Raw genomic sequence first — 22,763 nt, 5'->3', positions numbered from 1 at the left:
AAACGACATGGCAGCAGGGCTCGGAGTCACGATCGGTTCGGCGGAGTCGGTGGCGGCCACCGCGTTCGATCGCGCCGACACGTACCGCCCGGTCGTCCTCTCCCGTGCCAGCGAACTGCACCTCCCCCCCGACGACGCGCCGCACCTCGGTCGCCGTCCGGCCGCACCGGGTGCACTGGTGTTCACCGACTTCGTGAGCCGCGTCGGAGATCCGGTCGGTGTGCTCGCCGACAACGGAGCGTCGTACTCCGGGGCGGACCTGACCGCGACGGCGATCGGCTGCCTGGTGCACGAGGCCTCGCTCGACCTGCCGGAGGTCCCCACGATCACGGTGGCGCATCCGGCGACCTGGGCCGGCTACACCGTCGACGCGCTGCGCGAGGCCCTGGCGCAGGCCGGGCTCGCGGACGTGACGCTGATGCCCGAGCCGATCGCCGCGGTGCGCTGGCTCGAGTCCACCCAGGGTTCCCTCGGCGACGGTGTGGTCGTCGTCTACGACCTGGGCGCCCGCACTCTCGACGTCTCGGTGGTACGCACCGGCGCCGAACCGGTTCTTCTCGGCCGCCCGATCGCGAGCGAGGACGTGTGCGGCGGCCACCTCGACCATCTGGTCACCACCCATCTGCTCGACACCGTGCGCGACGACGTCCCCGACTTCGATCCGTTCGCCGCGCCGATGACGGCGGCGCTGGCGGAGCTGCGTACCCGGTCGAGGGCCGCGAAGGAGCAGCTGTCGACCGACACCGAGACCGTCGTCGCGATCGATCTGCCCGGTGTGCGGCGGGACGTGCGTCTAGTCCGCGACGAGTTCGAGGAACTGGCTCGCGGCCCGCTGCAGGAGTCGATGGCGCTGGTGCACGAGGCCCTGCGCGGGGCCGGGGTCGAGCCGTCGGATGTGGGGCGGGTGCTGCTCACCGGGGGCGGCGGCGCCATCCCCCTGGTCGCCGAGCTGCTCTCGGCGGAGCTGGGCGTCGCGGTGGCGGCCGGGCCGCATCCGGCCCACACCGCAGCCCTCGGGGCTGCTCAGCCGCGGGCGGGAGCCGCGGTCGCCGCCCCGGCGGACGACGATGTGCCCACCACCGTGCTGCCCGTGACGACGGACCGGCCGACCGAAGCGATCTCGCCGGTTCGCCCGGCAGTCGTCCCCACCGCGACTCCGGCCGCCGCGGCTCCAGCCCCCTCCCGGTCGCGGCGCTACGTGCTCGCGGGGGCCGCGGCCGCTGCGCTCGTCGTGCTCGGTGCGGGTGGCCTCGCGGTGGGAACGCTCGGCACCTCCGACGCCTCGGAGGCCGGCGCGGGCGTCTCCACCTCCGCGACCGTCCCGGGCGCGACCCCCGCCTCGGCCGAGGGGCCGGCGACGACCGCGACCACCGGGTCCGGCACGAGCAGTGCCGTGCCCGGGACGACACCGGGTACCCGGGCCGCGGCCACGGCGGCGACGCCCGGGGCGCCGGGCACCGTCGCCCCTGCCGGGTCTGTTCCTGCCGGCACCTCCGCACCCGGTGCGGCGCCGGCAGCGCCGGCGCCGGGAGCCCCTGCTCCCGGAACCGTCGCTCCGGGTGCCCCCGTCCCCACGACCACGGTCGTCCCCGCTCCGGCTCCCGCACCCGCTCCGGCACCGGCCCCGGCCCCGGCGCCCGCGCCGAACTACGGTTCGCAGGTCGGTGACGCCCTCGGCGGTGCCGGTCAGGGTGCCGGTGCGGTCGTCGGCGGCGCCGGCAACGCGGTCGGCGGTGTCGTCGACGGGGTCGGGGGTGCCGTCGGTGGCGTCGTCGATGGTGTCGGCGGACTCCTCGGCAACTGACCGATGCCGCAACCTGTTTCCCTGCCGCGCGACGTCGCGCAGGCCGTCGCCGCGAGCCCACCCCGGCTGCTGCTCACCGGTCCCGCCGGCAGCGGCAAGTCCGCGTTGCTGTCCTCGGTGCGGCAGACGCTCGCCGATCGGGGCCTCACCGTCGGCACCGATCCGGATTCGCCTGCGACGTCGGCGCTGGTGGTCGACGACGCGCACACCCTGCCCGCCGAGTCCGTCCTCGCGCTCGCCGAGCAGGTGCGGCGTGGCGAGCGGGCGGTGGTCGTCGCGACGGAGCCGCGGCCGCACCGCAGCGATCTGCGCGCGTTGTCGTCCGCGTTCGGCGCGTATTCGGCGCTCGTCGAACTGCGTCCCCTCAGCCCTCGCGAAATCGCCGGTCGGGCAGCAACTCTCGGACTCACGCCACGCCCGGAACCGATCCGCGCGGTGCACCGCCTGACCGGCGGGACCCGCGACGTCGTGGACGCGGCTCTCGTCGCACTGCGCGACGGCACCGATCCCCGACGGGCCGCCGCGGCCCGCGTCCGGGACCGGCTCGCCGGCGGCGACCCGGACCTGCCTCGAATACTGGTGCTCGCCGCCCTCGGCGGCACCCTCGATCCGCTCGAGGTCGCCCCCGTCCTCGGCGTCGAGGCGGACCGCGCGCGTGAACTCGTCGACGCCGCGCGGGCCAGCGGTCTGCTCACCGTCGACGGCGACGTCCCGATCCCCGCGGCCGCCGCGGTGCCCGCCACCGTCCTCGGGTCCCACGGCGTCCGCACGCTCGCGCACCGGCTGGCGACGCTGCGTCTCGACGCGGGGCTGCTGTCCGCGGACGCCGCCCGAGCCCTCGCCGAGGCGGGCGTGACCGACGCCCGCCTCGCGGACCTTCTCGTGATGCTCGCCGCCGAGGCCGCGCCCGCGCAGGCCCTCGCGCTGTACGACGCCGCGATCCGCGCCGGGGCCGACGCCGACGCGCTCGAGGTGCGCCGCGCCGAGACCGCCGGGCTCGCAGGTGATCTCGTTACTGCCGCCCAGCTCACCGACCGGCTGCTCGACCGCGCCGCGACCGTGCCCGGCGACGAGTTGACCGCCGCGACCCGCATCGCCGCGACCGTCGCCGCGCGCCGCGGCATGCTCGGCCGCAGCGCGGATCTGTACGAGTGGCTCGGTCCCGAACGCGCGGGTGCCGATGCGCCGATCGCCGCGACGGTGCTGCTCGCCGCGGGCCGTCCCGGCGCCGCTGCCCGGTTCGGCACGGCTGCGCCGGCACCGACGTCGTCCGCGGCGGCCGCGCAGCTGCTGGCTGCCGGCCTGCGCGAGTCCGTCGGCGGCGACGGGCGCGTCGCGATGAACAGCCTCACGCGGGCCCTGTCCGTGCACGGCGCCGGCGACCGGACACGGCTGCTGCCGGACACCCCGGAGGCGGTCACGGCACTGCTGTGCCTGCACTCCGGCGAACTCGCCCATGCCGCCGCCGTGCTCGGCCGCGCCACCACCGCGCCCTCCGTGCGGCACCGCCTGCTCGCGGCCTGGACGGCGCTGGTCGGCGGCGATCTGCCGGTCGCCACGGCCGCCGCCGACGACCTCGCCCCCGCGGTCACCGAGCAGCGGGACCAGCTGTTCCTGCACGGGCTGCGGGTGGGCCTGGCCCGCCGCGGCGGCGACGTCGGCGCGCTGACCGCCGCCTGGACCGCGGCGCAGGGCGTGGTGGCCGAGTACTCGGTGGACCTGCTGAGCCTGCTGCCCCTCGGCGAGTTGTGGCTCGCGGCGGTCCGGCTCGGCGAGGCCGACCGCATCGCCCATCTGATCGCTCAGGCGCAGGATCTCCTGTCGACCCTCGCCGAACCGCCGCTGTGGGGCGCGACGCTGCACTGGTACGGGGTGCAGGCGGCCATCGCCGCGGACCGGCCCGCGGAACTGTTGCCACACGCCCGCGCGCTCGGGGCGGCGGCGGAGTCCACCGCCTACGCGTCCGCCCTGGCGCGGGCCGGTCAGGCGTGGCTGCGGGTGCTGCAGGGCGACGTCGACCCCGTGCGGGTGCAGGCGGCCGCGGAGTCGCTCGCCGCGATCGGCCTGCCCTGGGACGGAGCACGACTGGCCGGCGAGGCCGCGTTGCGGGTGGACGACACCGCGGCGGCGACGGCCCTGCTGCAGGTCGCGCGGGCCGTGCGGCACCCGTCCGCCGGGCCGCGCACCGCCGCACCGGCACCCGCGGCCGAGGCGCCGACGGCCTCGAGTCCCCTGTCGGATCGGGAGGCGGAGGTCGCCGACCTCGTCGTCGCCGGACTGACCTACCGCGAAGTAGGGTCCCGCCTGTACATTTCCGCGAAGACTGTCGAGCATCACGTCGCGCGCATCCGGCGGCGGCTCGGCGCCGGCTCGCGATCGGAGCTCATCTCGATGCTCCGTGCGCTCGGGCACGGGGCCGAGGCTCGGCAACCGGCAACCAGTGGGAACGGGGGGACTTCCGCATGTCCGTAGGCGTGGGCCTGAGAGTCGGCACCGTCGTGTCCGCCGTGGCCGTCACCTCCGCCGAGGGCATCCGTCCCGACCCCGAACCGGTCGAACGCCTCACCCGCCTGCACCTGCACTCCGACGGCACGGCGACGCTCGGTGCCAACGATCCCGGCGCCGGCGGGTGCAGCTCCTTCTCGGGCTTCGTCGACCGGGTGGGCGACTCGGCCGGGGTGCGCGCCGAGGACGGGGCGCTCTCCCGCGCCGAGGACCTCGTGGCGACCGCGATGGAGTGCCTCCTCGCCGACGCCGCACCCCTGGTCGGCGACGCCCCGGCGACGGTGGCCGCCGCGCATCCCACCGAATGGTCGCCGGCCACCGTCGCAGTGCTGCGCAACGCCCTCGACTACGTCGGGTTGCGGCACGTCGCCCTGGTGTCGGACGCCGAGGCCGTCGCGGCGTGGTTCGAGGCGCGGGTCGCGCAGCAGAGCGGCCGGCTCGTCGCCGTCTATCACCTGGACGCCGGCGGATCGACGGTGACGCTCGTGCGTTCCGGTGTCGCCGCGGGCCGCGCGTTCCGCTATCCCGAGGGCGACGCCCCGTCGGTGCCCTCGCAGCTGTCGGCCGCGCTCGGTGCGTTCGGCTGGCTCGTCAGCAACCTCGACGCCGTCGTGATCAGCACCGAGGACCCCGTGGACCCGTCGGCGGCCCAGCTCGTCGCGCAGGCCGTGAAGGCCGGGATGGGCGTGCGGTGCGTGCTGCCGCCGCAGCCGCAGCACACGGTGGTGCGGGGCGCGGCGCTCGCCGCCGCGGCCGGATCGGCGGAGATGGTCGGCGCCACCCGGATCATCCCGGCGGTCCGCTCGGGCGCCGCCGCACGCACACCGCTCGAGCCCGTCGCCGCCGAGCCCCCGGTCGACGCCGTCCCCGCCGTCGCGGCGACTGTCACGGCGCCCGCCGAGCCGGACCGGGCCCCGCGCAACCGGCTCGTCGTGAGCGGCGCCGTCGCGGCAGCCGTCGCGCTGCTCGTGGGACTGGGTGCCCTGGTGTTCTCGCTGCGGGACACCCCGGCCGGCACCCCGGTACGGGAGGCGGGCGCCGCCTACGAGTCGCTGTCGAGCGCCGTGCAGGTGCCGTCGACCACCGGGACACCGACCGGCACCACCGCCGCCCCGGCGGCCACCCCCGACGCGGTGCCGGTCGACGTCGACTCCGGCCCCGTCGATTCCGGGCCCGTCGTCACCGAACCGCTATCCACCGCCGCGGTCGCACCGTCGGTCCGGCCCACCACGTCCCGCCCGGCGCCCACCACGCGCTCGACCACTACCGAACCCACCACGAGCGAGGCCACCCGCGACCGGAACCGGCCCTCCCGGACGACGACCCCCACCGCCACCACGACCGTCGCGCCGACCACGACGTCCACGTCGACCCCCACCGGAACCACGGAACCGGACCCAACGGACACCACCAGTTCGGAGGCGCCGGAGTGATACCCACCGTCCCGTACGCTGTCACACGGTCGTGCTCGCTCCCGCGACACGATCACGCACGAAACCCGTCAACTCATTCTCGAAGGGCCCCCATGCGTTACTCGTCGGCGTCGCGCGCCGCTGCTCGTACCACCGTCCGCCGTGTCGTCGTCGCTGCGGCGTCGGCACTGCTGCTGGCGGGGCCGCTCGCCGCGACCGCTCACGCCGACCAGCTGCCCGCGGATCAGCTGCCCGCCGAACTCGTCGAGGCCATCAGCCGGGACCTGAAGATCAGCGCCGACGAGTACCTCGAGCGGTCCGAGCGCGCCCAGGAACTGGCGGACTACGCGCGCACCTTCCGCGCCGAACGGCCGGACGACTTCGCAGGGGCATGGCTGGGCACCGACGGCCGGCCTGTCGTCGCGGTCACCAACCCCGACGCGGCCCGGCAGGCCGAGAACGACGGCTACCACGCCACCGTCGCGCCGGTGTCCGCGGACGGGCTCGAGCAGTCCCTCGCCGAGCTGAACCGCTGGGTCGCCGCGCTGCCCCGCGAACTGGCCTCCCAGGTGAACTCCACGTCGATCGACGTGTTCAACAACCGTCTGATCGTCGACATCGCCAACAGCCCCGCCGGCCGCGCCCTGAACCTGCCGACGCTGATCGCCAACGTCCAGGTCATGCTCACCCCCGGCCAGCCGCCGAACGAGCCGGGCCCGCTCGGAGGCGACACCTACATCACCGCCGACGGTGACGTCCGCTCGACGCCGCTCGACCGCATCGGTGTGTGCTCGTTCGGCTTCAACGCCGTCGACGCCGACGGATCGGCCGTCAACATCACCGCCGGTCACTGCGACGCGGTCGCCCGCGAGGAGGGCGGCTCCACCGTCTACCTGCCCAACCGGGAGAACATCGACGAGAGCGTGAAGATCGGCGCGTTCACCCGCTCGACCGTCGGCGAGGGCAGCACCCTGGACTACGGCATCATCGGCCTCGACCAGGCGGGCGTGGACGTCGGCCTGAACCGGCCCGTGATCCGCGGCGGCAACGGCTCGACGCTCACCGTCACCGGCACCGCGGCGCCCGTGGCCGGTGCCCCGGTGTGCAAGTCCGGGCAGTCGTCGTACTTCACGTGCGGCATCGTCGCCGCCGACCGGATCGAGACCCAGCTGGTCCGCGCCGACGGCACGAGCACCACGATCCGGGGCTTCGCGACCACCGTCTGCACCCTCTCCGGCGACAGCGGCGGTGCCATCGTCACCGGCACCCTCGCACTCGGGGTGATCAGCGGCTCCAACAGCTCCGGCGCCCCGGACTGCGTAGAAGCCAACCTCGTCCTCGCGCCGCAGGGCGGCACCTCCAGCCTCGGCATCGCGATCCAGGACATCGAGGCCGAGACCGGTGCGCGGGTGCGCACCGGCGCCGCGGCCTGACCGGTCCCGCGCCACGCCGCACGGCTGGGTGTTCGCGCGGCCGACCCCATATGATCGTCCCATCCAGCACCGGCCCGCCCGGGGCCGGTATCTCCACGCACCGTCGCGGAGATCAACGAGGAAGGCATCCATGCGACGCTCCTTCGCCCGTCGAGCAGCGGTCTACGGTTCGGCAGCGCTCATGCTGTTCGGCCCTGCCGCTGCCATCGCCCAGGCCGAACCGGCCCCGATCGAGGCGACGGCGCTGCCGAACGAACTCGTGGAGGCGCTGGCCCGGGACCTGCAGATGAGCCCCGAGCGGTACCTGACGGACGCTGCCCGCAGCCAGGAGCTGGCCCGCTTCGCCGAGACGGCGCGGGAGAAGTTCGCTGCCGTGTTCTCCGGGGTGTGGCTCGAGCAGGACGGCACGCCGAAGGTGGGGCTGACCGAAGGTGAGGGCTACGACGCTGCCCGCGAGGCCGCCGAGGACGCCGGATTCACCGTCGCGGACACCGACCAGACCGAGACGGAGCTGCGCGACGAGCTGAAGGCGCTGAACGACTGGCTGGCCACCCAGCCGCCCGCCGTCGCCGACCTGGTTCGCGGCGTCGCCATCGACGTCGTGCACAACGATGTCGTGCTGCGCACCGAGAACGTCGCCGGGATCCAGCTGCCCGACTTCCTGCAGGGCGCCCGGGTGCTGTTCGCGCCCGCACCGCTCGTCCCGGAGCCGGCCGCAGGAGACCTGCAGCCCGTCGCCGATCTCGCGGCCCCGACGGCCCTGTTCGGCGGCGACGCCTATGCCGCTCTCGGTGCCGGCGAGGGTCTGCGCTGCTCGCTCGGCTTCAACGCCGTCGACGGCTCGGACCGGCCGGTCAACATCACCGCCGGGCACTGCGACCCGAACCGGCCGTCGGCCGGCACCGAGTTCGCGTCGAAGGTGTACCACCTGATCGGCGAGGAGCTCGGCCAGCAGGTCGGCACCTTCGAGAAGACCAGCCTGGACGGTCACGACTACGCCCTGATCCGGCCCACCGGCGAGGCACAGGGACGGTTCGAGAACAACGGGGTGCGGGTGCCGCTCGCGGCGCCGCTGCCGATCACCGGTATCGCCGAGCCCGTCGTCGGCGCCCCCGCGTGCAAGTCCGGCGTCCGCTCGGGCTACAGCTGCGGTGTCGTGACCGCGTCGGGTCAGACCGTCGAGGTCGGCCACCGCGTGCTGCGGGACGGCTTCTCCACCAACCTGTGCGCCCTGCAGGGCGACAGCGGCGGCACGATCGTCACCGGCACCCTCGCCCTGGGCATCTCCAGCGCCTCGAACGTCGGCCAGTACGGCATGTGCGAGATCGCCGGCGTGGTCAGCGGACTGCTCGGCGAGTCGCCGGAATTGTTCGCGACGCCGATCTCCGCGATCCTCGCCGAGAACCCCGGCCTGCGCGTGCGTACCTGGTGATCGTCACTGGGTGAGAGCTTCACGCTGAGAGCCTGACGAGGGCCCGCCTCCGATCCGGAGGTGGGCCCTCGTGCTGTGCGGCGTGTCGCGCCGTTCGCGACGCCCGGAAACCATCCGACCGGTTTAGGATCCTGAGCGTCCCGAGGTCCGGCTGTGGAGTGCTCCGCAGCCGGACTGTTGTATATCCCGGCGTCCGTCGACGGCCGGTTCGACAGAAGGTGAGTGGCCGGTGTCAACAGATCTGTTGCTGGTCGGGGTCGATGTGGTGGTCTATGCCGCCGAACTTGTGGTGCACCTTTTCCGGCTGATCACCCTCAACTCCTGAGGATGCCGAGAGAAAACGACTGCGGCCCCGCCACCGGAACGGTGACGGGGCCGCAGGGGCTTGTCGGCGCGAGAACTACTTCTCGGCCCACTCCGTGGTGCCCGGGGGCGCCATGAGGGTGTTGATCAGGCCGATACCGGCGACGACCAGGGTCGGACCACCGGCAACGATGGTGCCGATGATGCCGCCGATGGTGGCACCCGGGATGCAACCGACGCCGACTCCCACGATGCAACCCGCGATCGCACCGATGATGGTGCCCACCAGTCCGCCGACGGCGGTGGCGATGCCCAGCTGCGACGCGAAGTTCTGCTGCGCCTTCAGGTTCTCCTCGGGCGACGCGACGTCGTTCAGCTTCAGGCTGACGGGGTTGAGGCCCGGAGCAACCTTGTCCTCGGGGTCGACCGGAGTGGCCTTCGACGGGTCGACGACCGGCGTCAGGGTCAGGGTCTTGCCGTCCTCGCTGATCTCCCGCTCGAAGGGCAGCTGCAGGTCACCGAGCTGGATGGCCAGCGGCAGGCTGACGACGGCGTTGCCGTCGCTGTCCTGCAGTTCCACGCTTTTGCCGTCGCCGGACACGGCGAACGAACCGGCGTCGATGACGGTGACGACGGAGTCGCCTTCCGCCTGGGTCTCGTAGTTGATCTTCTCCGGTGCCGTGACCGCGGGTGCGGCGTAGGACGTGCCGGCGGTGAGGCCGACGGCGGCGATGGTCATCGTCGCCACGGCGGCGAGCTTCCTGAACTTCATTCGATTCCGTTCTGTGACTTCGGCGCACGCCCCCGACGGACGCCCCCCAAGTTATGACACCAATGCGCCCCTGCGCACCGTAGGCCCTGATCGCGGGTGCGCGAAGCACATCTCGCGCAGCATCATAACCGACATCACAGGGATCGTCGCGTCCGGAATGTGCCGAATCCGTTGCCGGTCCGTTGCCCGACTCGGCGGTAGGGATATCGAAGCGTGACCGGTTACCGCACGTTAGGTATGCCTGACTCAATGAGTCGAAAGGTTTAACGCTTACCGTAGGCGGACACTCACGCTACGGCGCGATGCGGCAATTCGGCCGCCCCCCACGCGGTCGACCTCCACCAAGCACCGCGCCGCAGCACCGCGAGACTAGACTACCGGCCGGTAACTTCCTATAGCTACCGGCTGGTAACTTAGTTCGGGTTACGATGCGTGGGCTTATACCAGGCGGCCGCGGCCGCCCCCGACACGAAAGGCCACCTATGAATGCCCTGACGATCACGTTGGGCACGATCGGCGTGCTGCTCAGTCTGGTGTGCTGGTACTCGTTCATCGGTGGCGCGATGAAGATGGTGAACGTCGTTCGGATCGGCCAGCCGGCTCCGGATCGGTGGCAGCCGTTCTTCCCGCGCTTCAAGCAGATGCTCGTCGAGTTCGTCGCACACACCCGGATGAGCAAGTTCCGCACCGTGGGCTGGGCCCACTGGCTGGTGATGGTCGGCTTCATGCTCGGCGCGATCGTCTGGTTCGAGGCCTACGGCCAGACCTTCGATCCGGCGTTCCACTGGCCGCTGATCGGCAACACCGCCGTCTACCACCTGATCGACGAACTGCTCGGCCTCGGAACCGTGATCGGCATCACCGCGCTGATCATCATCCGGCAGCTGAACCACCCGCGGAAGCCCGAGCGGCTCTCGCGTTTCGCCGGCTCCGACTTCCGGGCCGCGTACTTCGTCGAGGCCGTCGTCCTCATCGAGGGCCTCGGCATGATCTTCGTCAAGGCCGGCAAGATCGCGACCTACGGCCACGCCAACCCGTGGACCGACTTCTTCACGATGAACCTCGCCAAGCTGCTGCCGGCGAGTGCTGTGATGGTGTCGATCTTCGCGTTCGTGAAGCTGATGTCCGGCATGATCTGGCTGTACGTCGTCGGCCGCAACATCACGTGGGGCGTCGCCTGGCACCGCTTCGCCGCGTTCTTCAACATCTACTTCAAGCGTGAGGACGACGGTGGCGTCGCCCTCGGCGCCGCGAAGCCGATGACGTCGAAGGGCAAGGCCATCGACATGGAGACGGCCGATCCGGACACCGACACCTTCGGTGCCGGGAAGATCGAGGACTTCTCCTGGAAGGGCTGGCTCGACTTCAGCACGTGCACCGAGTGCGGCCGCTGCCAGTCGCAGTGCCCGGCCTGGAACACCGGCAAGCCGCTGTCGCCCAAGCTGCTCATCACCTCGCTGCGCGACCACGGCTTCGCCAAGGCTCCCTACCTGCTCGCCGGTGGCCGCAAGGACCTCGGTGGCGACGAGATCGGACTGGTCGACGCCGAGGGCAACCCGGACGAAGCCAAGCTCGGAAAGATCCCGGCCGCAGCGCTGGCCGAGACCGACCGCCGGCTCGTCGGTGAGACCGTCGAAGGCGAGCTCGCGCCCGTCATCGACACGGAGACGCTGTGGAGCTGCACCAACTGCGGTGCCTGCGTCGAGCAGTGCCCGGTGGACATCGAGCACGTCGACCACATCATCGACATGCGCCGCTACCAGGTGCTCATCGAGTCCGACTTCCCGTCCGAGCTCGCGGGTCTGTTCAAGAACCTCGAGAACAAGGGCAACCCGTGGGGTCAGAACGCCAAGGACCGGCTCAACTGGATCTCCGAGCTCGACTTCGACGTTCCGGTGTTCGGCCAGGACGCCGACAGCTTCGCCGACTACGAGTACCTGTTCTGGGTCGGTTGCGCCGGTGCCTACGAGGACCGGGCCAAGAAGACCACCAAGGCCGTCGCCGAGTTGCTCGCAACCGCCGGCGTGAAGTTCATGGTGCTCGGCGCCGAGGAGACCTGCACCGGTGACTCGGCCCGTCGCGCGGGCAACGAGTTCCTGTTCCAGCAGCTCGCGATGCAGAACATCGAGACGCTGAATTCGGTGTTCGAGGGCGTCGAGGACTCCAAGCGCAAGATCGTCGTCACCTGTGCGCACTGCTTCAACGCGCTCAACAACGAGTACCCGCAGGTCGGCGGCAACTACGAGGTCGTCCACCACACCCAGCTGCTCAACCGCCTCGTGCGGCAGAAGAAGCTGGTGCCGGTGGCGTCGGTGAGCCAGGACGTGACCTACCACGATCCCTGCTTCCTCGGCCGGCACAACAAGGTGTACGACGCGCCGCGCGAGCTGATGGCTGCGTCCGGTGCGAAGCTCACCGAGATGCCGCGGCACGGCGAGCGGTCCATGTGCTGTGGTGCTGGTGGTGCCCGCATGTGGATGGAAGAGAAGATCGGCAAGCGGATCAACATCGACCGCGTCGACGAGGCGCTGTCGACGAGTCCGTCGAAGATCGCCACCGGCTGCCCGTTCTGCCGCGTCATGCTCAACGACGGTGTCACCGCTCGCCAGGAGAAGGGCGAGGGTGAGGGCGTCGAGGTCGTCGACGTCGCGCAGCTCATGCTCGACTCGATCACGCGTCTCGAACCGGCGCAGCTCGGCAAGAACCTCGAGGTGATCCCGCGGGAGCGGCCCGCTCCCGCACCGGCCGCGGACTCGAGGGGCGCCGCCGTGGCGTCCGAGGCCGTCGCCGAGACCGAGGAGAAGGAACGCGTCGAAGAGATCGAGGAGGCGGCCGCGACGCCGGCAGCCTCCAAGACGGCCCCGGCCGGCGGTCTGCAGATGAAGGGCGCCGCCAAGGCTCCCGGCGCGAAGCCGGGCGGACTGCAGATGAAGGGCGGCCTGAAGGCTCCGGGCGCGAAGGCTTCCGGTGACGGCGCCGCAGCCGAAGCTCCCGCTGCACCCGCCGCCAAGCCCGGCGGACTGCAGATGAAGGGCGGACTCAAGGCTCCGGGCGCCAAGAAGGCCGCCCCCACCGGCGAATCCGCTCCGGCCGCCGCCTCGACGGGCGAATCGGCCCCGGCGGCACCGAAGGCCAAGCCGGGTGGGCTGCAGATGAAGGGCGGGCTCAAGGCCCCGGGCGCCAAGAAGGCCGCTCCGGCAGCTCCGGCCGCCGAGGCTCCCACTGCCGAGGCACCGGCCGCGCCGTCGGTCCCGAAGGCCAAGCCGGGTGGGCTGCAGATGAAGGGTGGGCTCAAGGCTCCGGGCGCCAAGAAGGCCGCCCCGGCGGCCGAGGCTCCCGCTGCCGAGGTTCCCGCCACGGAAGCACCCGCTGCGGCGGCACCCGCTGCCGAGCCTTCGGCGGCCCCCGAGCCGCCGAAGGCGAAGCCGGGTGGCCTGGCCTTCAAGGGTGGAGCAAAGGCTCCCGGCGCCCGTAAGGCCGCCGCGCCGACGGCTCCGGCCGCGACGTCCGAGCCGCCCGCGGAGAAGCCCGAGCCGGCTGAGAAGCCCGCCCCCGCGAAGGCACCGGAACCGGCGCACGCACCCCCGGGTGAGGCACCCGATCCGGACGCCCCGCCGGAGAAGGCACCAGAGCCGGAGACGCCGTCGACCAACGGAGCGGAAGCGTCGGCCAACGGCGCCGAGGCACCGGCCCCGCCGCAGGCCAAGCCCGGCGCGCTGGGCTTCCGGTCCGGCGCCAAGGCCCCCGGCCGGCGCTCGTAACACCCGCGACGCCCCCCACCTCGTGTGGGGGGCGTCGTCGTCTTCCTGAGCAGACACCGTTTCTACCGTGCTTGCACCCCCTGCAACGGGGGCAAGCACGCGACAGCGGGTGCAAGCTCGACGTCAGGGCCGGAACGTTCCGGTGGGCCGCGGCCCTCGCGCGGCCCGCGCAATCGCCTCCCGGACACGCTCGGCGACCAGGGCGGGTGTGGCCAGCTCGTCCCACACCCAGCGCACGACGGTCCAGCCGGCATCGCGCAGACGGTCTTCGCGCTGCTTCTCCCGCCACACCGTCTCCTCCGGCGCCACGCCGTCGCCCCGGTACTTCACACGACCGTCGAACTCACCGATCACCCCGTGGTCCGCGAGCAGGAAATCGACCCGGGCCAGCCACCGTCCACGGGCGTCGAGGATCGTCGCCTGGGTCAGGGGCATCGGAAGGCCGTCGCGGACGAACAGCACGCGGCTGCGGGACTCGCCGACGCTCTCGCTCCGCCCGTCCATGAACTGCGCCGCGCGCACGCCCTTCGCATGGCCGGGGTGGCGGACGTTGCGCGCCAGCGCATCGGTCACGTCGGCGACGGAGATCCCGCACGTGCGCAGGGCGTGATCCCCGGTGACGACGGCCTGCTCGAACGGAAGGGTGCGGGCGAGGTCGGCGACCGTGCGCGCGACGGTGAGCACGCGCGCTCCGTCGACATCGGTGACCTCGTCCGGAGCGAACGGCGACGCATGCAGGTTCCGTCCCGGCGTGCGCTTCGCTCCCCCGGCGCGATTGCGGGTCAGGTGGACGTCGTCGAGCGGGGTGTTCCACAGGGCGAGGCCGTGCAGGACGGCGGCAGAGACGTGGCTGAGCGCGGCGTCGGACCGCATCCCGCCTGCCACCGCGACAGCCCGCCGCCGGTGGCGGCCGTATTCGTCGAGCTGCGCGAAACTCTCGGCCGGCAGGTAGGAGCCACGGTGGACGCGGTGCCAGTGACCGCGCCCGCACAGGCGCTGGATCTCGCGATCGCTGACGCCCCGCTTGAGTGCCGCGGCGCGCCGGATGATGTCGTGTTCGTCGCCCATGCGGTCACAGTGCCGTATCGACCCCGGGCGCGCACCGCGACGACGACGGGACCGTCTCGATCTGTGGATGGATCTCCCGGTTGTGGACAACCGTGCCCGCACCGGAAACCACGTGCCGACACCTGAATTCGAGGGCGACCGCGGATGCACGGTGTCAGCTGTGCCGGGCGATCAGTTCCTCGCGACGTGCGGGATCGAGGTTCGCGCGTGAGACGTCCCCGTCGTAGTGGTCGAGCAGCCGTGGATCCATCACCTTGCGCCACAACGACGGGACGAACGACAGCAGGATCATGACCGCGTAACCGGCGGGCAGTTGCGGCGCCTCTTCCATCGTGCGCAGCGTCTGGTAGCGCCGCAGCGGGTTGGCGTGGTGGTCGCTGTGCCGCTGCAGGTGGTAGAGGAACAGGTTGCTGCAGCTGTGGTCGCTGTTCCAGCTGTGCCGCGGCGCCACGCGCACATAGGAACCGTCGGATCGCTGCTCCCGCAGCAGGCCGTAGTGCTCGAGGTAGTTGGCGGCCTCGAGGAACATCACCGCCAGAACCGCCTGCACGATCAGCCACGGCGCGACGGACCACCCGAACACCGCGATCAGCCCGGCGTACAGCGCGACGGTCAGCGCCCAGGCGTTCAGGACGTTGTTGCGCGGGCTCCACCAGGGCAGTCCGCGACGGGCGAGGCGTTCGCGTTCGTACCGCCAGCCCGACCGCAGTCCCCCGAACACCGAGCGCGGCAGGAACTTCCAGTACGACTCGCCGAACCGCGCCGTCGCGGCGTCCTCGGGCGTGGCGACGCGCAGATGGTGACCGTGGTTGTGTTCGACGAAGAAGTGCCCGTACCCGGACTGGGCGAGGGCGATCTTGGCGAGCCGGCGTTCGAGGTCGGTGCGCTTGTGCCCGAGTTCGTGGGCGGCGTTGATGCCGACACCGCCCACCACGCCGACGGTGGCGGCCATCGCGAACCGCTCGGGCCAGCCCATCGGTGCGACGGTCCATACCCAGCAGGCGAAGACGAGTCCGGCGTACTGCAGCGGCAGGTAGAGGTAGGTGCACCAGCGGTAGTACCGGTCCTCCTCGAGCTCCCGCACGAGCTCGTCGGGCGGGTTGGCCTTGTCGACGCCGGTGAACCGGTCGACGAGCGGCACGATCACCGCGATCAGCAGCGCCCCGAACGCCCAGAACAGCCCGAGGTGCAGGTACTCCACGAGCGCCCACGCGACGAACGGGCTCAGCGGGACGGCGAGTCCGCAGAGCCACAGGTACCGTTTGCGGTCCCGCCACTGCGCCACAGCGGCACCGTCCCCCACCATCTGCACCAACCCCCTGGTTGTCTCACCTGTCGTCCCCCGAACATCACGGTTTTCACCTTCATATGCCCGCGACGCGCCGGAATGTTACCGAATGGTAGGACAAAAGAGACGAAGTGCCCACGGCGTTGTGACCCGGCCCGAACCCACCTGACCGGAAAACAGCAGCGGCGCCGCACCCGAGGTGCAGCGCCGCCGAGATGTCGGGACGAACCCGCTCAGATGGGACGAACCCCCTGGGCCTGCGGACCCTTCTGTCCCTGTCCGATCTCGAACTCGACCCGGGCACCCTCGTCCAGCGACTTGAAGCCGGAACCCTGGATCTCCGAGTAGTGAACGAACACGTCGGGCCCACCGCCGTCCTGCTCGATGAAGCCGAAACCCTTTTCGGCGTTGAACCACTTCACAGTTCCCTGTGCCATACCGTACGACTCCTCAATCCACCCGCGCGTCACCCCGACGCAACGGTCACAAGTCGTCATGATTGCACTTTTCGGGCCGAACGTCGCGGTGGACGCGGCAATGCGCGCCAAATCCGGCTGAAACCCGGTTGCGGACGGGTGGCACCATGGACGCCGTGAGTACAGGAGAACAGGGCCACCTTCACCACCGCATCAGCCGGAAGCTCGAGCAGTCCGCGAAGCTGCAGAACGTGCTGTACGAGATCCGCGGGCCGGTGCACGCGCACGCCGCGCGACTCGAGGCGGAGGGGCACCGCATCCTCAAGCTCAACATCGGCAACCCGGCGCCGTTCGGGTTCGAGGCACCGGAGACGATCGTGCAGGACATGATCGCCGCGCTGCCCCACGCCCAGGGCTACTCGGAGTCGAAGGGCATCGCGTCGGCGCGCCGGGCCATCGTCACCCGCTACGAGCTCGTGCCGGGCTTCCCGAAGCTCGACATCAACGACGTCTACCTCGGCAACGGCGTCTCCGAACTGATCACGATGACGATGCAGGCCCTGCTCGACGACGGCGACGAGGTGCTGATCCCGGCGCCGGACTACCCGCTGTGGACGGCGATGACATCCCTGGCCGGGGGCACGCCGGTGCACTACCTGTGCGACGAGTCCAACGACTGGAATCCCGATATCGAGGACATCGAGTCGAAGATCACGGACAAGACCAAGGCCCTGCTGGTCATCAATCCGAACAACCCGACGGGCGCCGTGTACTCGCTCGAGGTGCTCGAACAGCTGGTGCAACTGGCCCGCCGGCACCAGCTGCTGCTCCTGGCCGACGAGATCTACGACAAGATCCTCTACGACGACGCCAAGCACATCTCCCTGGCCACCCTCGCCCCCGACCTGCTGTGCCTGACCTACAACGGCCTGTCGAAGGCCTACCGGGTGGCGGGATACCGGTCGGGGTGGATGACGATCACCGGTCCGAAGGAGCACGCGGCCGGCTTCCTCGAGGGCATCGATCTGCTCGCCTCGACCCGCCTGTGCCCCAACGTGCCGGCTCAGCACGCCATCCAGGTCGCGCTCGGCGGGCACCAGAGCATCGAAGACCTGATCCTGCCCGGCGGCCGGCTGCTCGAGCAGCGCGACGTCGCGTGGGAGCGCCTGAACTCGATTCCCGGGGTGAGCTGCGTCAGGCCCCGCGGCGCCCTGTACGCCTTCCCGCGCCTCGATCCGGACGTATACGAGATCCACGACGACGAGAAGCTGGTCCAGGACCTGTTGCTGCAGGAGAAGATCCTGATGGTGCAGGGCACCGGTTTCAACTGGCCGGATCCGGACCATCTGCGGATCGTGACGCTGCCCTGGGCTCGCGACCTCGCGGTGGCCATCGAACGGTTCGGCAACTTCCTGTCCAGCTACAAGCAGTGATCGCGGCCGGCAACGAGCCGGCTGCGACACGCCCGGGATGCGCGACACGCCGAGCGTTGTCGAAAGTATATGTTGCCGCGAACAAACCGCATCGTCGCAGGCCGAGCGGCCGGGAACGAGCGTTCGGCCGGGTTCCGGTGAGGACCGACACACCGTAGGTACTACCCGGCGACCCGACAGAAGCAGTACGTTTGTCTACGGCACCTCAGCGTGCTGGGCTCCCTGATCATCGCCACCCCCCCTGTGCGAGATCAGGTCGACGGTGGCGGGGACACCCCCCCTGCTCCCCGCCACCACCAGCCCTTCTCCCCTCGAACGACCGCGTATTCCGCGATGCGACCTCGCCGCGACCACGTCGTTACCCTGTGGCAGTGACACCAGCAGAGCCCACCGGCCCCAGCCACGGACACGGCCACGGCCACGGCCACTTCTCCGGGCCCGTCCCCGTCGGACCCACCGCCGCGAAGGTCGTCGTCGGACTCCTCGTCGCGATCGGCATCGCCGTGCTCGCGGGCGCCGTCGCCCTGTGGCCGAGCCGGGAGGCCGTCGACATTCCGGCCCCGCTCCAGACCACCGGCGGCGGAGCCGTCGTCACCGAAGCCGGCACCGTCGTCGAACAGGACATCGGCGCGTGCGGCAGCAGTTCGGCCGGCCGCCCCTTCACCGGCGACCCCGTCCCGCCTCCCACCGAGGCCTACCAGTGCCAGCGCAGCATCGTCACGATCGATTCGGGCCCCAACGAGGGCACCCGCACCCTGCTCGAGATCGGGCCCGGCCCGGGGCAGCCCGACCTGCGCGTCGGCGAGGAGATCCGGCTCGTGCGGCAGGTCGACCCGTCCGGCGCCACCCAGTACTCGTTCTACGACTACGCCCGCGGTCTCCCGATCGCGCTCATCATCACCGCCTTCGCCGTGGTCATCGTCGCCGTCGCCCGCTGGCGTGGCCTGCGCGCCCTGATCGGCCTGCTGATCGCGTTCGGTGTGCTCGTGGTGTTCATGCTCCCCGCGTTGCTCGACGGCAAACCCGCCGTGCCCGTCGCCCTGGTCGGTGGCGCGATCATCCTCTACGCCGTGCTGTACCTCGCGCACGGGGTCAACCTGCGCACGAGCTCGGCCCTGCTCGGCACCCTCGCGTCGATGTTGCTCGCCGCCGTGCTCTCGTACGTCACGATCCGGATGACCCATCTGACGGGACTGTCCGAGGAACAGAACACCGACGTCCAGCTCTACCTCGAACAGGTCAGCATCACCGGTCTGCTGCTCGCCGGATTCATCATCGGCTCCCTCGGCGTCCTCAACGACGTGACCATCACCCAGGCAGCCTCGGCCTTCGAACTGGCGGCGCTCGATCCCACCGCTTCGCGCCGGAAGGTGTTCTCCTCCGCGATGCGGGTCGGCCGCGACCACATTGCCAGCACGGTCTACACCCTCGTGCTGGCGTACGCCGGTGGCGCCCTGCCGCTGTTGCTGCTGTTCAGCGTCGCCGGCCGGTCCATGTCGGACGTGCTCACCGGCGACGCCGTCGCCATCGAGGTGGTGCGGGCGTGTGTGGGCGGCATCGCACTGGCGCTGTCCGTTCCGCTGACCACCGGCATCGCCGCGCTGCTGGCCCGCCCCGGCGCCCCCGAGCCCGCAGCCCGCAAGGGCCGGCATGCCCGGTGACCGGTTCGACGGCCGCGGGCGTCGGTGAACGTGCGAACGATAGGTATTCTTCCTCTGTTGTCGTCCGGTGCGAGGGACCGGAGTCACGACACACGAGATCGAAGGGCAGGGGCCATGTTCTCCGAGCAGCACAGGCCTGCCGGCGCACCACCAGGAATAGGCACCACCACTTCGCCGGTCGCTCTGGACACCGACTGGGCCCGGGAGGAGCCGTCGGTCCTCCTGATCGAGGACGACGCCGGCGACGCACTCATCGTCGAGGAGCTGGTGGCGGACAGCGCGCAGGGCATGCGCCTGGAATGGGTCCAGACGATGGCCGCGGCCCGCACCGAACTGGCCGCCGGTCTGCCCGACTGCATCCTGCTGGATCTGCATCTGCCCGACGCCCAGGGCATGGACGCCCTCGCGCGAGTGCAGCAGTACGCCGCCGGCGTCCCGGTCGTGGTGCTCACCGGCCTCGCCGAGGAGCAGACGGGCCTGGCGGCGGTCGCCGCCGGCGCCCAGGACTATCTCGTCAAGGGCCGCGTGGAGCCGGACCTGTTCGGCCGGACCGTGCGCTACGCCATCCAGCGCAAGCAGGCCGAACACGCCGCCGTCGCGTTGCAGGCCAGCCGGCTGCAGGCGCAGGAGAACACCCGCCTCGAACGCGGACTGCTGCCGTCGCCGATGCTGCACCACGCCGGCGACGTGGACATCGTGGCGCGCTACCGGCCCGGAAGTGACCAGTCGCTGCTCGGTGGCGATTTCTACGACGTCGTGCAGACCGAGGACGGCGCCGTGCACGTGCTCATCGGCGACGTCAGCGGGCACGGGCCCGACGAGGCCGCCCTCGGGGTGAGCCTGCGGATCGCCTGGCGCACCCTCGTTATCACCGGCGTCACCGGTGTCGCCCAGTTGCAGAAGCTCGAACGGATCATGGTCGCCGAGCGGGCGAACGAACGGCATTTCGCCACCCTCACCATTCTCGTCATGTCGCCGGACCGGCGCCGGGTGCAGGTGATGCGCGCCGGGCATCCGGGTCTGCTGCTGCACAGCTCCCTGGGGGTCGACTGGGTCGAGGCGCCCGGCGGACCCGCGCTCGGGTTGCTGCCCGGTGTCTCGACGTGGCCCGTGCACGAGTTGGAGCTGCCGGAGGGCGGCGGCATCATGATGTTCACCGACGGGCTGTTCGAGGGCCGGGTCGGCGACGGCGGGGAACGCCTCGGCGAGGAGGGGCTGCTGCGGCTGGCCCGCGAGGAAGGGCACCTGGCGCCCGAGGCCTTCGTCGACACCCTGATCGACCGGGCCGAGGCCCTGGCGGAAAGTCACGGAGGACTCGGCGACGACGTGGCCGTGGTGCACGTGCGATGGAGCGAGAAAGTAGCGGAGCAGACATGAGAGACCCGTCGATGCCCGAACCCAAGGTCGAGCGGGTGCGCTCGCGGCTGACGGTCCAGAGCTGGTTCCAGGTCGCCTTCGCGGTCCTTGCAGTGTTCGTCGTGCTCGGCACCATCGTGGGGGGGTACTTCATCCAGCGCACGGTCCAGATCACCGACGAACTGGTCGACCAGATCCAGCCGGCCCGCGCCGAGGCGTACCGGCTGCAGGCGGCGCTGCTGGACCAGGAGACCGGCGCTCGCGGCTACGCCCTCACCGCCGACCTCGACTTCCTCGAGCCGTACGTGTCGGGCAAGCGCGTCGAACAGGAGGCCGTCGCGCAGATCCGCGAGCTGACCGCCGGTCATCCGGAGTTGCTGGCTGATGTCGACGAGATCGAGGCTGCCGCGGAGGCGTGGCGTGCCGACTACGCCGAGCCCCTCGTCGCAGGCGTCGTACCCGGGGATCCGCAGCCTCAGGACCAGGCAGCGACCGATCGGGGCCGAGCGACGTTCGACGCCGTCCGCACCCTCTTCGAGAAGCAGAACGCCCAGCTCGCGCAGGCCCGCGCGGATGCCTTCGACGACCTCGTGCAAGCCCGCACGATCCGCAACTCCGTGCTGGTGGCGATGGTGGCGGGCTTCCTGATCACCGGCCTGCTCATGGTGGTCCTCGTGCACAACCTGGTGGCGCTGCCCCTGGTCAGCCTGCGCGCGGCGACGCGGCGGGTCGTCGCAGACGGCAACTTCGACCAGCACATCCACCCTCAGGGCCCGAAGGACATCCGGATCCTGGCCCGGGACGTCGAAGCGATGCGCGGGCGCATCGTGTTCGCGCTGGCCGCAGCACACACCCAGCACGAGCAACTCGCCCAGCAGAAGGCGGACCTCGACACCCAGGCCGAGGAACTGCGCCGCTCCAACGCCGAGCTCGAGCAGTTCGCCTACGTCGCCTCCCACGACCTGCAGGAGCCGTTGCGCAAGGTCGCGTCGTTCTGTCAGCTGCTCGAGAAGCGCTACGGCGACAAGCTCGACGAGCGCGGCGCCCAGTACATCGCGTTCGCCGTCGACGGCGCCAAACGCATGCAGGTCCTCATCAACGACCTGCTGACCTTCTCCCGCGTCGGCCGGGTCAGCGACGACCACGTGCGCGTCGACCTGGATCAGCCGCTGGACAAGGCCGTGGCCAATCTCGCCGCCGCGATCGACGAGTCCGGCGTGCGCATCGAACGTCCCGAGAATCTTCCCGAGATCACGGGCGATCCGACCCTGCTGACGATGCTCTGGCAGAATCTGGTGGGCAACGCGATCAAGTTCCGCCACCCCGACCGCACTCCCACCGTGCAGATCACCTGCGACCGGGACGAGGGGGATCAGGACGGGCCCGGAACCTGGACGTTGTGCGTCACGGACAACGGCATCGGCATCGACGCCGAGTTCGCCGAGAAGGTGTTCGTCATCTTCCAGCGTCTCCACGGCCGCGACGTCTACACCGGCACCGGCATCGGGCTGGCGGTGTGCAAGAAGATCGTCGAGTACCACGGTGGCAGGATCTGGATCGACACCGAGCACACCGAGGGCACCCGGTTCTGCTTCACGGTCCCCTCCCTGCCCGACGAAGAACCCGAAGCGCCCGCCCCGGCCGACGCCGACCTCGAAGGAGCCCCCGCATGACCCCCGCCGAGCCCATCGACGTCCTGCTGGTCGAAGACGACCCGGGCGACGAACTGATGACCCGCGAGGCCTTCGAGGACAACAAGATCGGCAACGAGCTGCACGTGGTCCGCGACGGTGAGGAGGCCCTGGACTTCCTGTACCAGCGCGGCGCGTACACCGAGGCGCCGCGTCCCGATCTGATCCTGCTCGACCTCAACCTGCCCAAGTACGACGGGCGGCAGGTCCTCGAGAAGATCAAGTCCGACCCGGATCTGTCCGACATCCCGGTCGTGGTGCTCACCACCTCGGCCGCCGAGGAGGACATCCTGCGCAGCTACCGGCTGCACGCCAACGCGTACGTCACCAAGCCGGTGGATCTCGACCAGTTCATCGGGGCGGTCCGGCAGATCGACGAGTTCTTCGTCCAGGTGGTGCGGCTGCCCCGCCGTCGCCAGTAGTCCCGG

The 22,763-nt window shown here is 71.1% G+C and carries 15 protein-coding genes; 11 read left to right on the top strand and 4 right to left on the bottom strand.

All coding sequences use genetic code 11. The features are described from left to right. The first annotated feature begins 7 nt into the window (after positions 1-7). From QYS60_RS02710 to QYS60_RS02690, 5 genes are all read left to right on the top strand, one after another. Positions 8-1,804: an Hsp70 family protein gene (locus tag QYS60_RS02710; protein ID WP_371382373.1), complete on the top strand. Its 1,797-nt coding sequence runs from the start codon at positions 8-10 to the stop codon at positions 1,802-1,804. Positions 1,805-1,807: 3 nt separating this feature from the next. Beyond that, entirely contained in the window at positions 1,808-4,276 is a 2,469-nt protein-coding gene (locus QYS60_RS02705; RefSeq protein ID WP_371382372.1) for a LuxR C-terminal-related transcriptional regulator, read from the top strand. After that, positions 4,267-5,742, top strand: a complete 1,476-nt coding sequence (locus tag QYS60_RS02700) for a hypothetical protein (protein WP_371382371.1) — start codon at positions 4,267-4,269, stop codon at positions 5,740-5,742. The genes QYS60_RS02705 and QYS60_RS02700 overlap by 10 nt, the downstream gene beginning before the upstream one ends. A 92-nt stretch (positions 5,743-5,834) precedes the next feature. Beyond that, positions 5,835-7,154: a S1 family peptidase gene (locus QYS60_RS02695; protein WP_054373986.1), complete on the top strand. Its 1,320-nt coding sequence runs from the start codon at positions 5,835-5,837 to the stop codon at positions 7,152-7,154. 130 nt (positions 7,155-7,284) lie between these two features. After that, positions 7,285-8,586, top strand: coding sequence for a S1 family peptidase (locus QYS60_RS02690; protein ID WP_371382370.1), 1,302 nt, complete (start codon positions 7,285-7,287; stop codon positions 8,584-8,586). A gap of 400 nt (positions 8,587-8,986) precedes the next feature. Here QYS60_RS02690 and QYS60_RS02685 read toward each other — a convergent pair whose 3' ends face one another. Beyond that, positions 8,987-9,661: an ammonium transporter gene (locus tag QYS60_RS02685; protein WP_371382369.1), complete on the bottom strand. Its 675-nt coding sequence runs from the start codon at positions 9,659-9,661 to the stop codon at positions 8,987-8,989. A 482-nt stretch (positions 9,662-10,143) separates the two neighbouring features. Here QYS60_RS02685 and QYS60_RS02680 point away from each other — a divergent pair, with 482 nt between their 5' ends. Further along, positions 10,144-13,422 (top strand): heterodisulfide reductase-related iron-sulfur binding cluster, encoded by a 3,279-nt coding sequence (locus QYS60_RS02680; protein ID WP_371382368.1) that lies wholly within the window; start codon positions 10,144-10,146, stop codon positions 13,420-13,422. Between the two features lie 123 nt (positions 13,423-13,545). Here the strand turns inward: QYS60_RS02680 and QYS60_RS02675 are convergent, their stop codons facing one another. The 3 genes from QYS60_RS02675 to QYS60_RS02665 form a co-directional block, all read right to left on the bottom strand. Then, complete coding sequence (locus QYS60_RS02675) at positions 13,546-14,490, bottom strand: hypothetical protein (RefSeq protein ID WP_371382367.1); 945 nt, start codon at positions 14,488-14,490, stop codon at positions 13,546-13,548. A gap of 154 nt (positions 14,491-14,644) precedes the next feature. Further along, positions 14,645-15,796: an alkane 1-monooxygenase gene (locus QYS60_RS02670; RefSeq protein ID WP_371382423.1), complete on the bottom strand. Its 1,152-nt coding sequence runs from the start codon at positions 15,794-15,796 to the stop codon at positions 14,645-14,647. A 215-nt stretch (positions 15,797-16,011) separates the two neighbouring features. Then, on the bottom strand, positions 16,012-16,215 hold the full coding sequence (locus QYS60_RS02665; RefSeq protein ID WP_003938894.1) for a cold-shock protein: 204 nt from the start codon (positions 16,213-16,215) through the stop codon (positions 16,012-16,014). A gap of 146 nt (positions 16,216-16,361) precedes the next feature. Between QYS60_RS02665 and QYS60_RS02660 the strand changes: the two genes are divergently transcribed. The 5 genes from QYS60_RS02660 (at position 16,362) to QYS60_RS02640 (ending at position 22,757) form a co-directional block, all read left to right on the top strand. Beyond that, positions 16,362-17,627 carry a pyridoxal phosphate-dependent aminotransferase gene (locus tag QYS60_RS02660; protein WP_289382421.1) on the top strand — a complete coding sequence of 422 codons (1,266 nt, stop codon included), beginning with the start codon at positions 16,362-16,364 and terminating at the stop codon, positions 17,625-17,627. Between the two features lie 365 nt (positions 17,628-17,992). Next, positions 17,993-19,288, top strand: a complete 1,296-nt coding sequence (locus QYS60_RS02655) for a YibE/F family protein (protein WP_371382366.1) — start codon at positions 17,993-17,995, stop codon at positions 19,286-19,288. Positions 19,289-19,402: 114 nt separating this feature from the next. Next, positions 19,403-20,665, top strand: coding sequence for a PP2C family protein-serine/threonine phosphatase (locus QYS60_RS02650; protein ID WP_371382365.1), 1,263 nt, complete (start codon positions 19,403-19,405; stop codon positions 20,663-20,665). Next, positions 20,662-22,317, top strand: a complete 1,656-nt coding sequence (locus QYS60_RS02645; RefSeq protein WP_371382364.1) for a CHASE3 domain-containing protein — start codon at positions 20,662-20,664, stop codon at positions 22,315-22,317. Before QYS60_RS02650 ends, QYS60_RS02645 begins: the two co-directional genes overlap by 4 nt. Continuing rightward, positions 22,314-22,757, top strand: coding sequence for a response regulator (locus QYS60_RS02640; protein ID WP_003938889.1), 444 nt, complete (start codon positions 22,314-22,316; stop codon positions 22,755-22,757). Before QYS60_RS02645 ends, QYS60_RS02640 begins: the two co-directional genes overlap by 4 nt. Positions 22,758-22,763: the final 6 nt, after the last annotated feature.

It is taken from the genome of Rhodococcus sp. GXMU-t2271 (assembly GCF_041414735.1).
GTDB lineage: Bacteria > Actinomycetota > Actinomycetes > Mycobacteriales > Mycobacteriaceae > Rhodococcus > Rhodococcus indonesiensis.
This window is presented reverse-complemented; position numbering and strand designations above follow the sequence as displayed.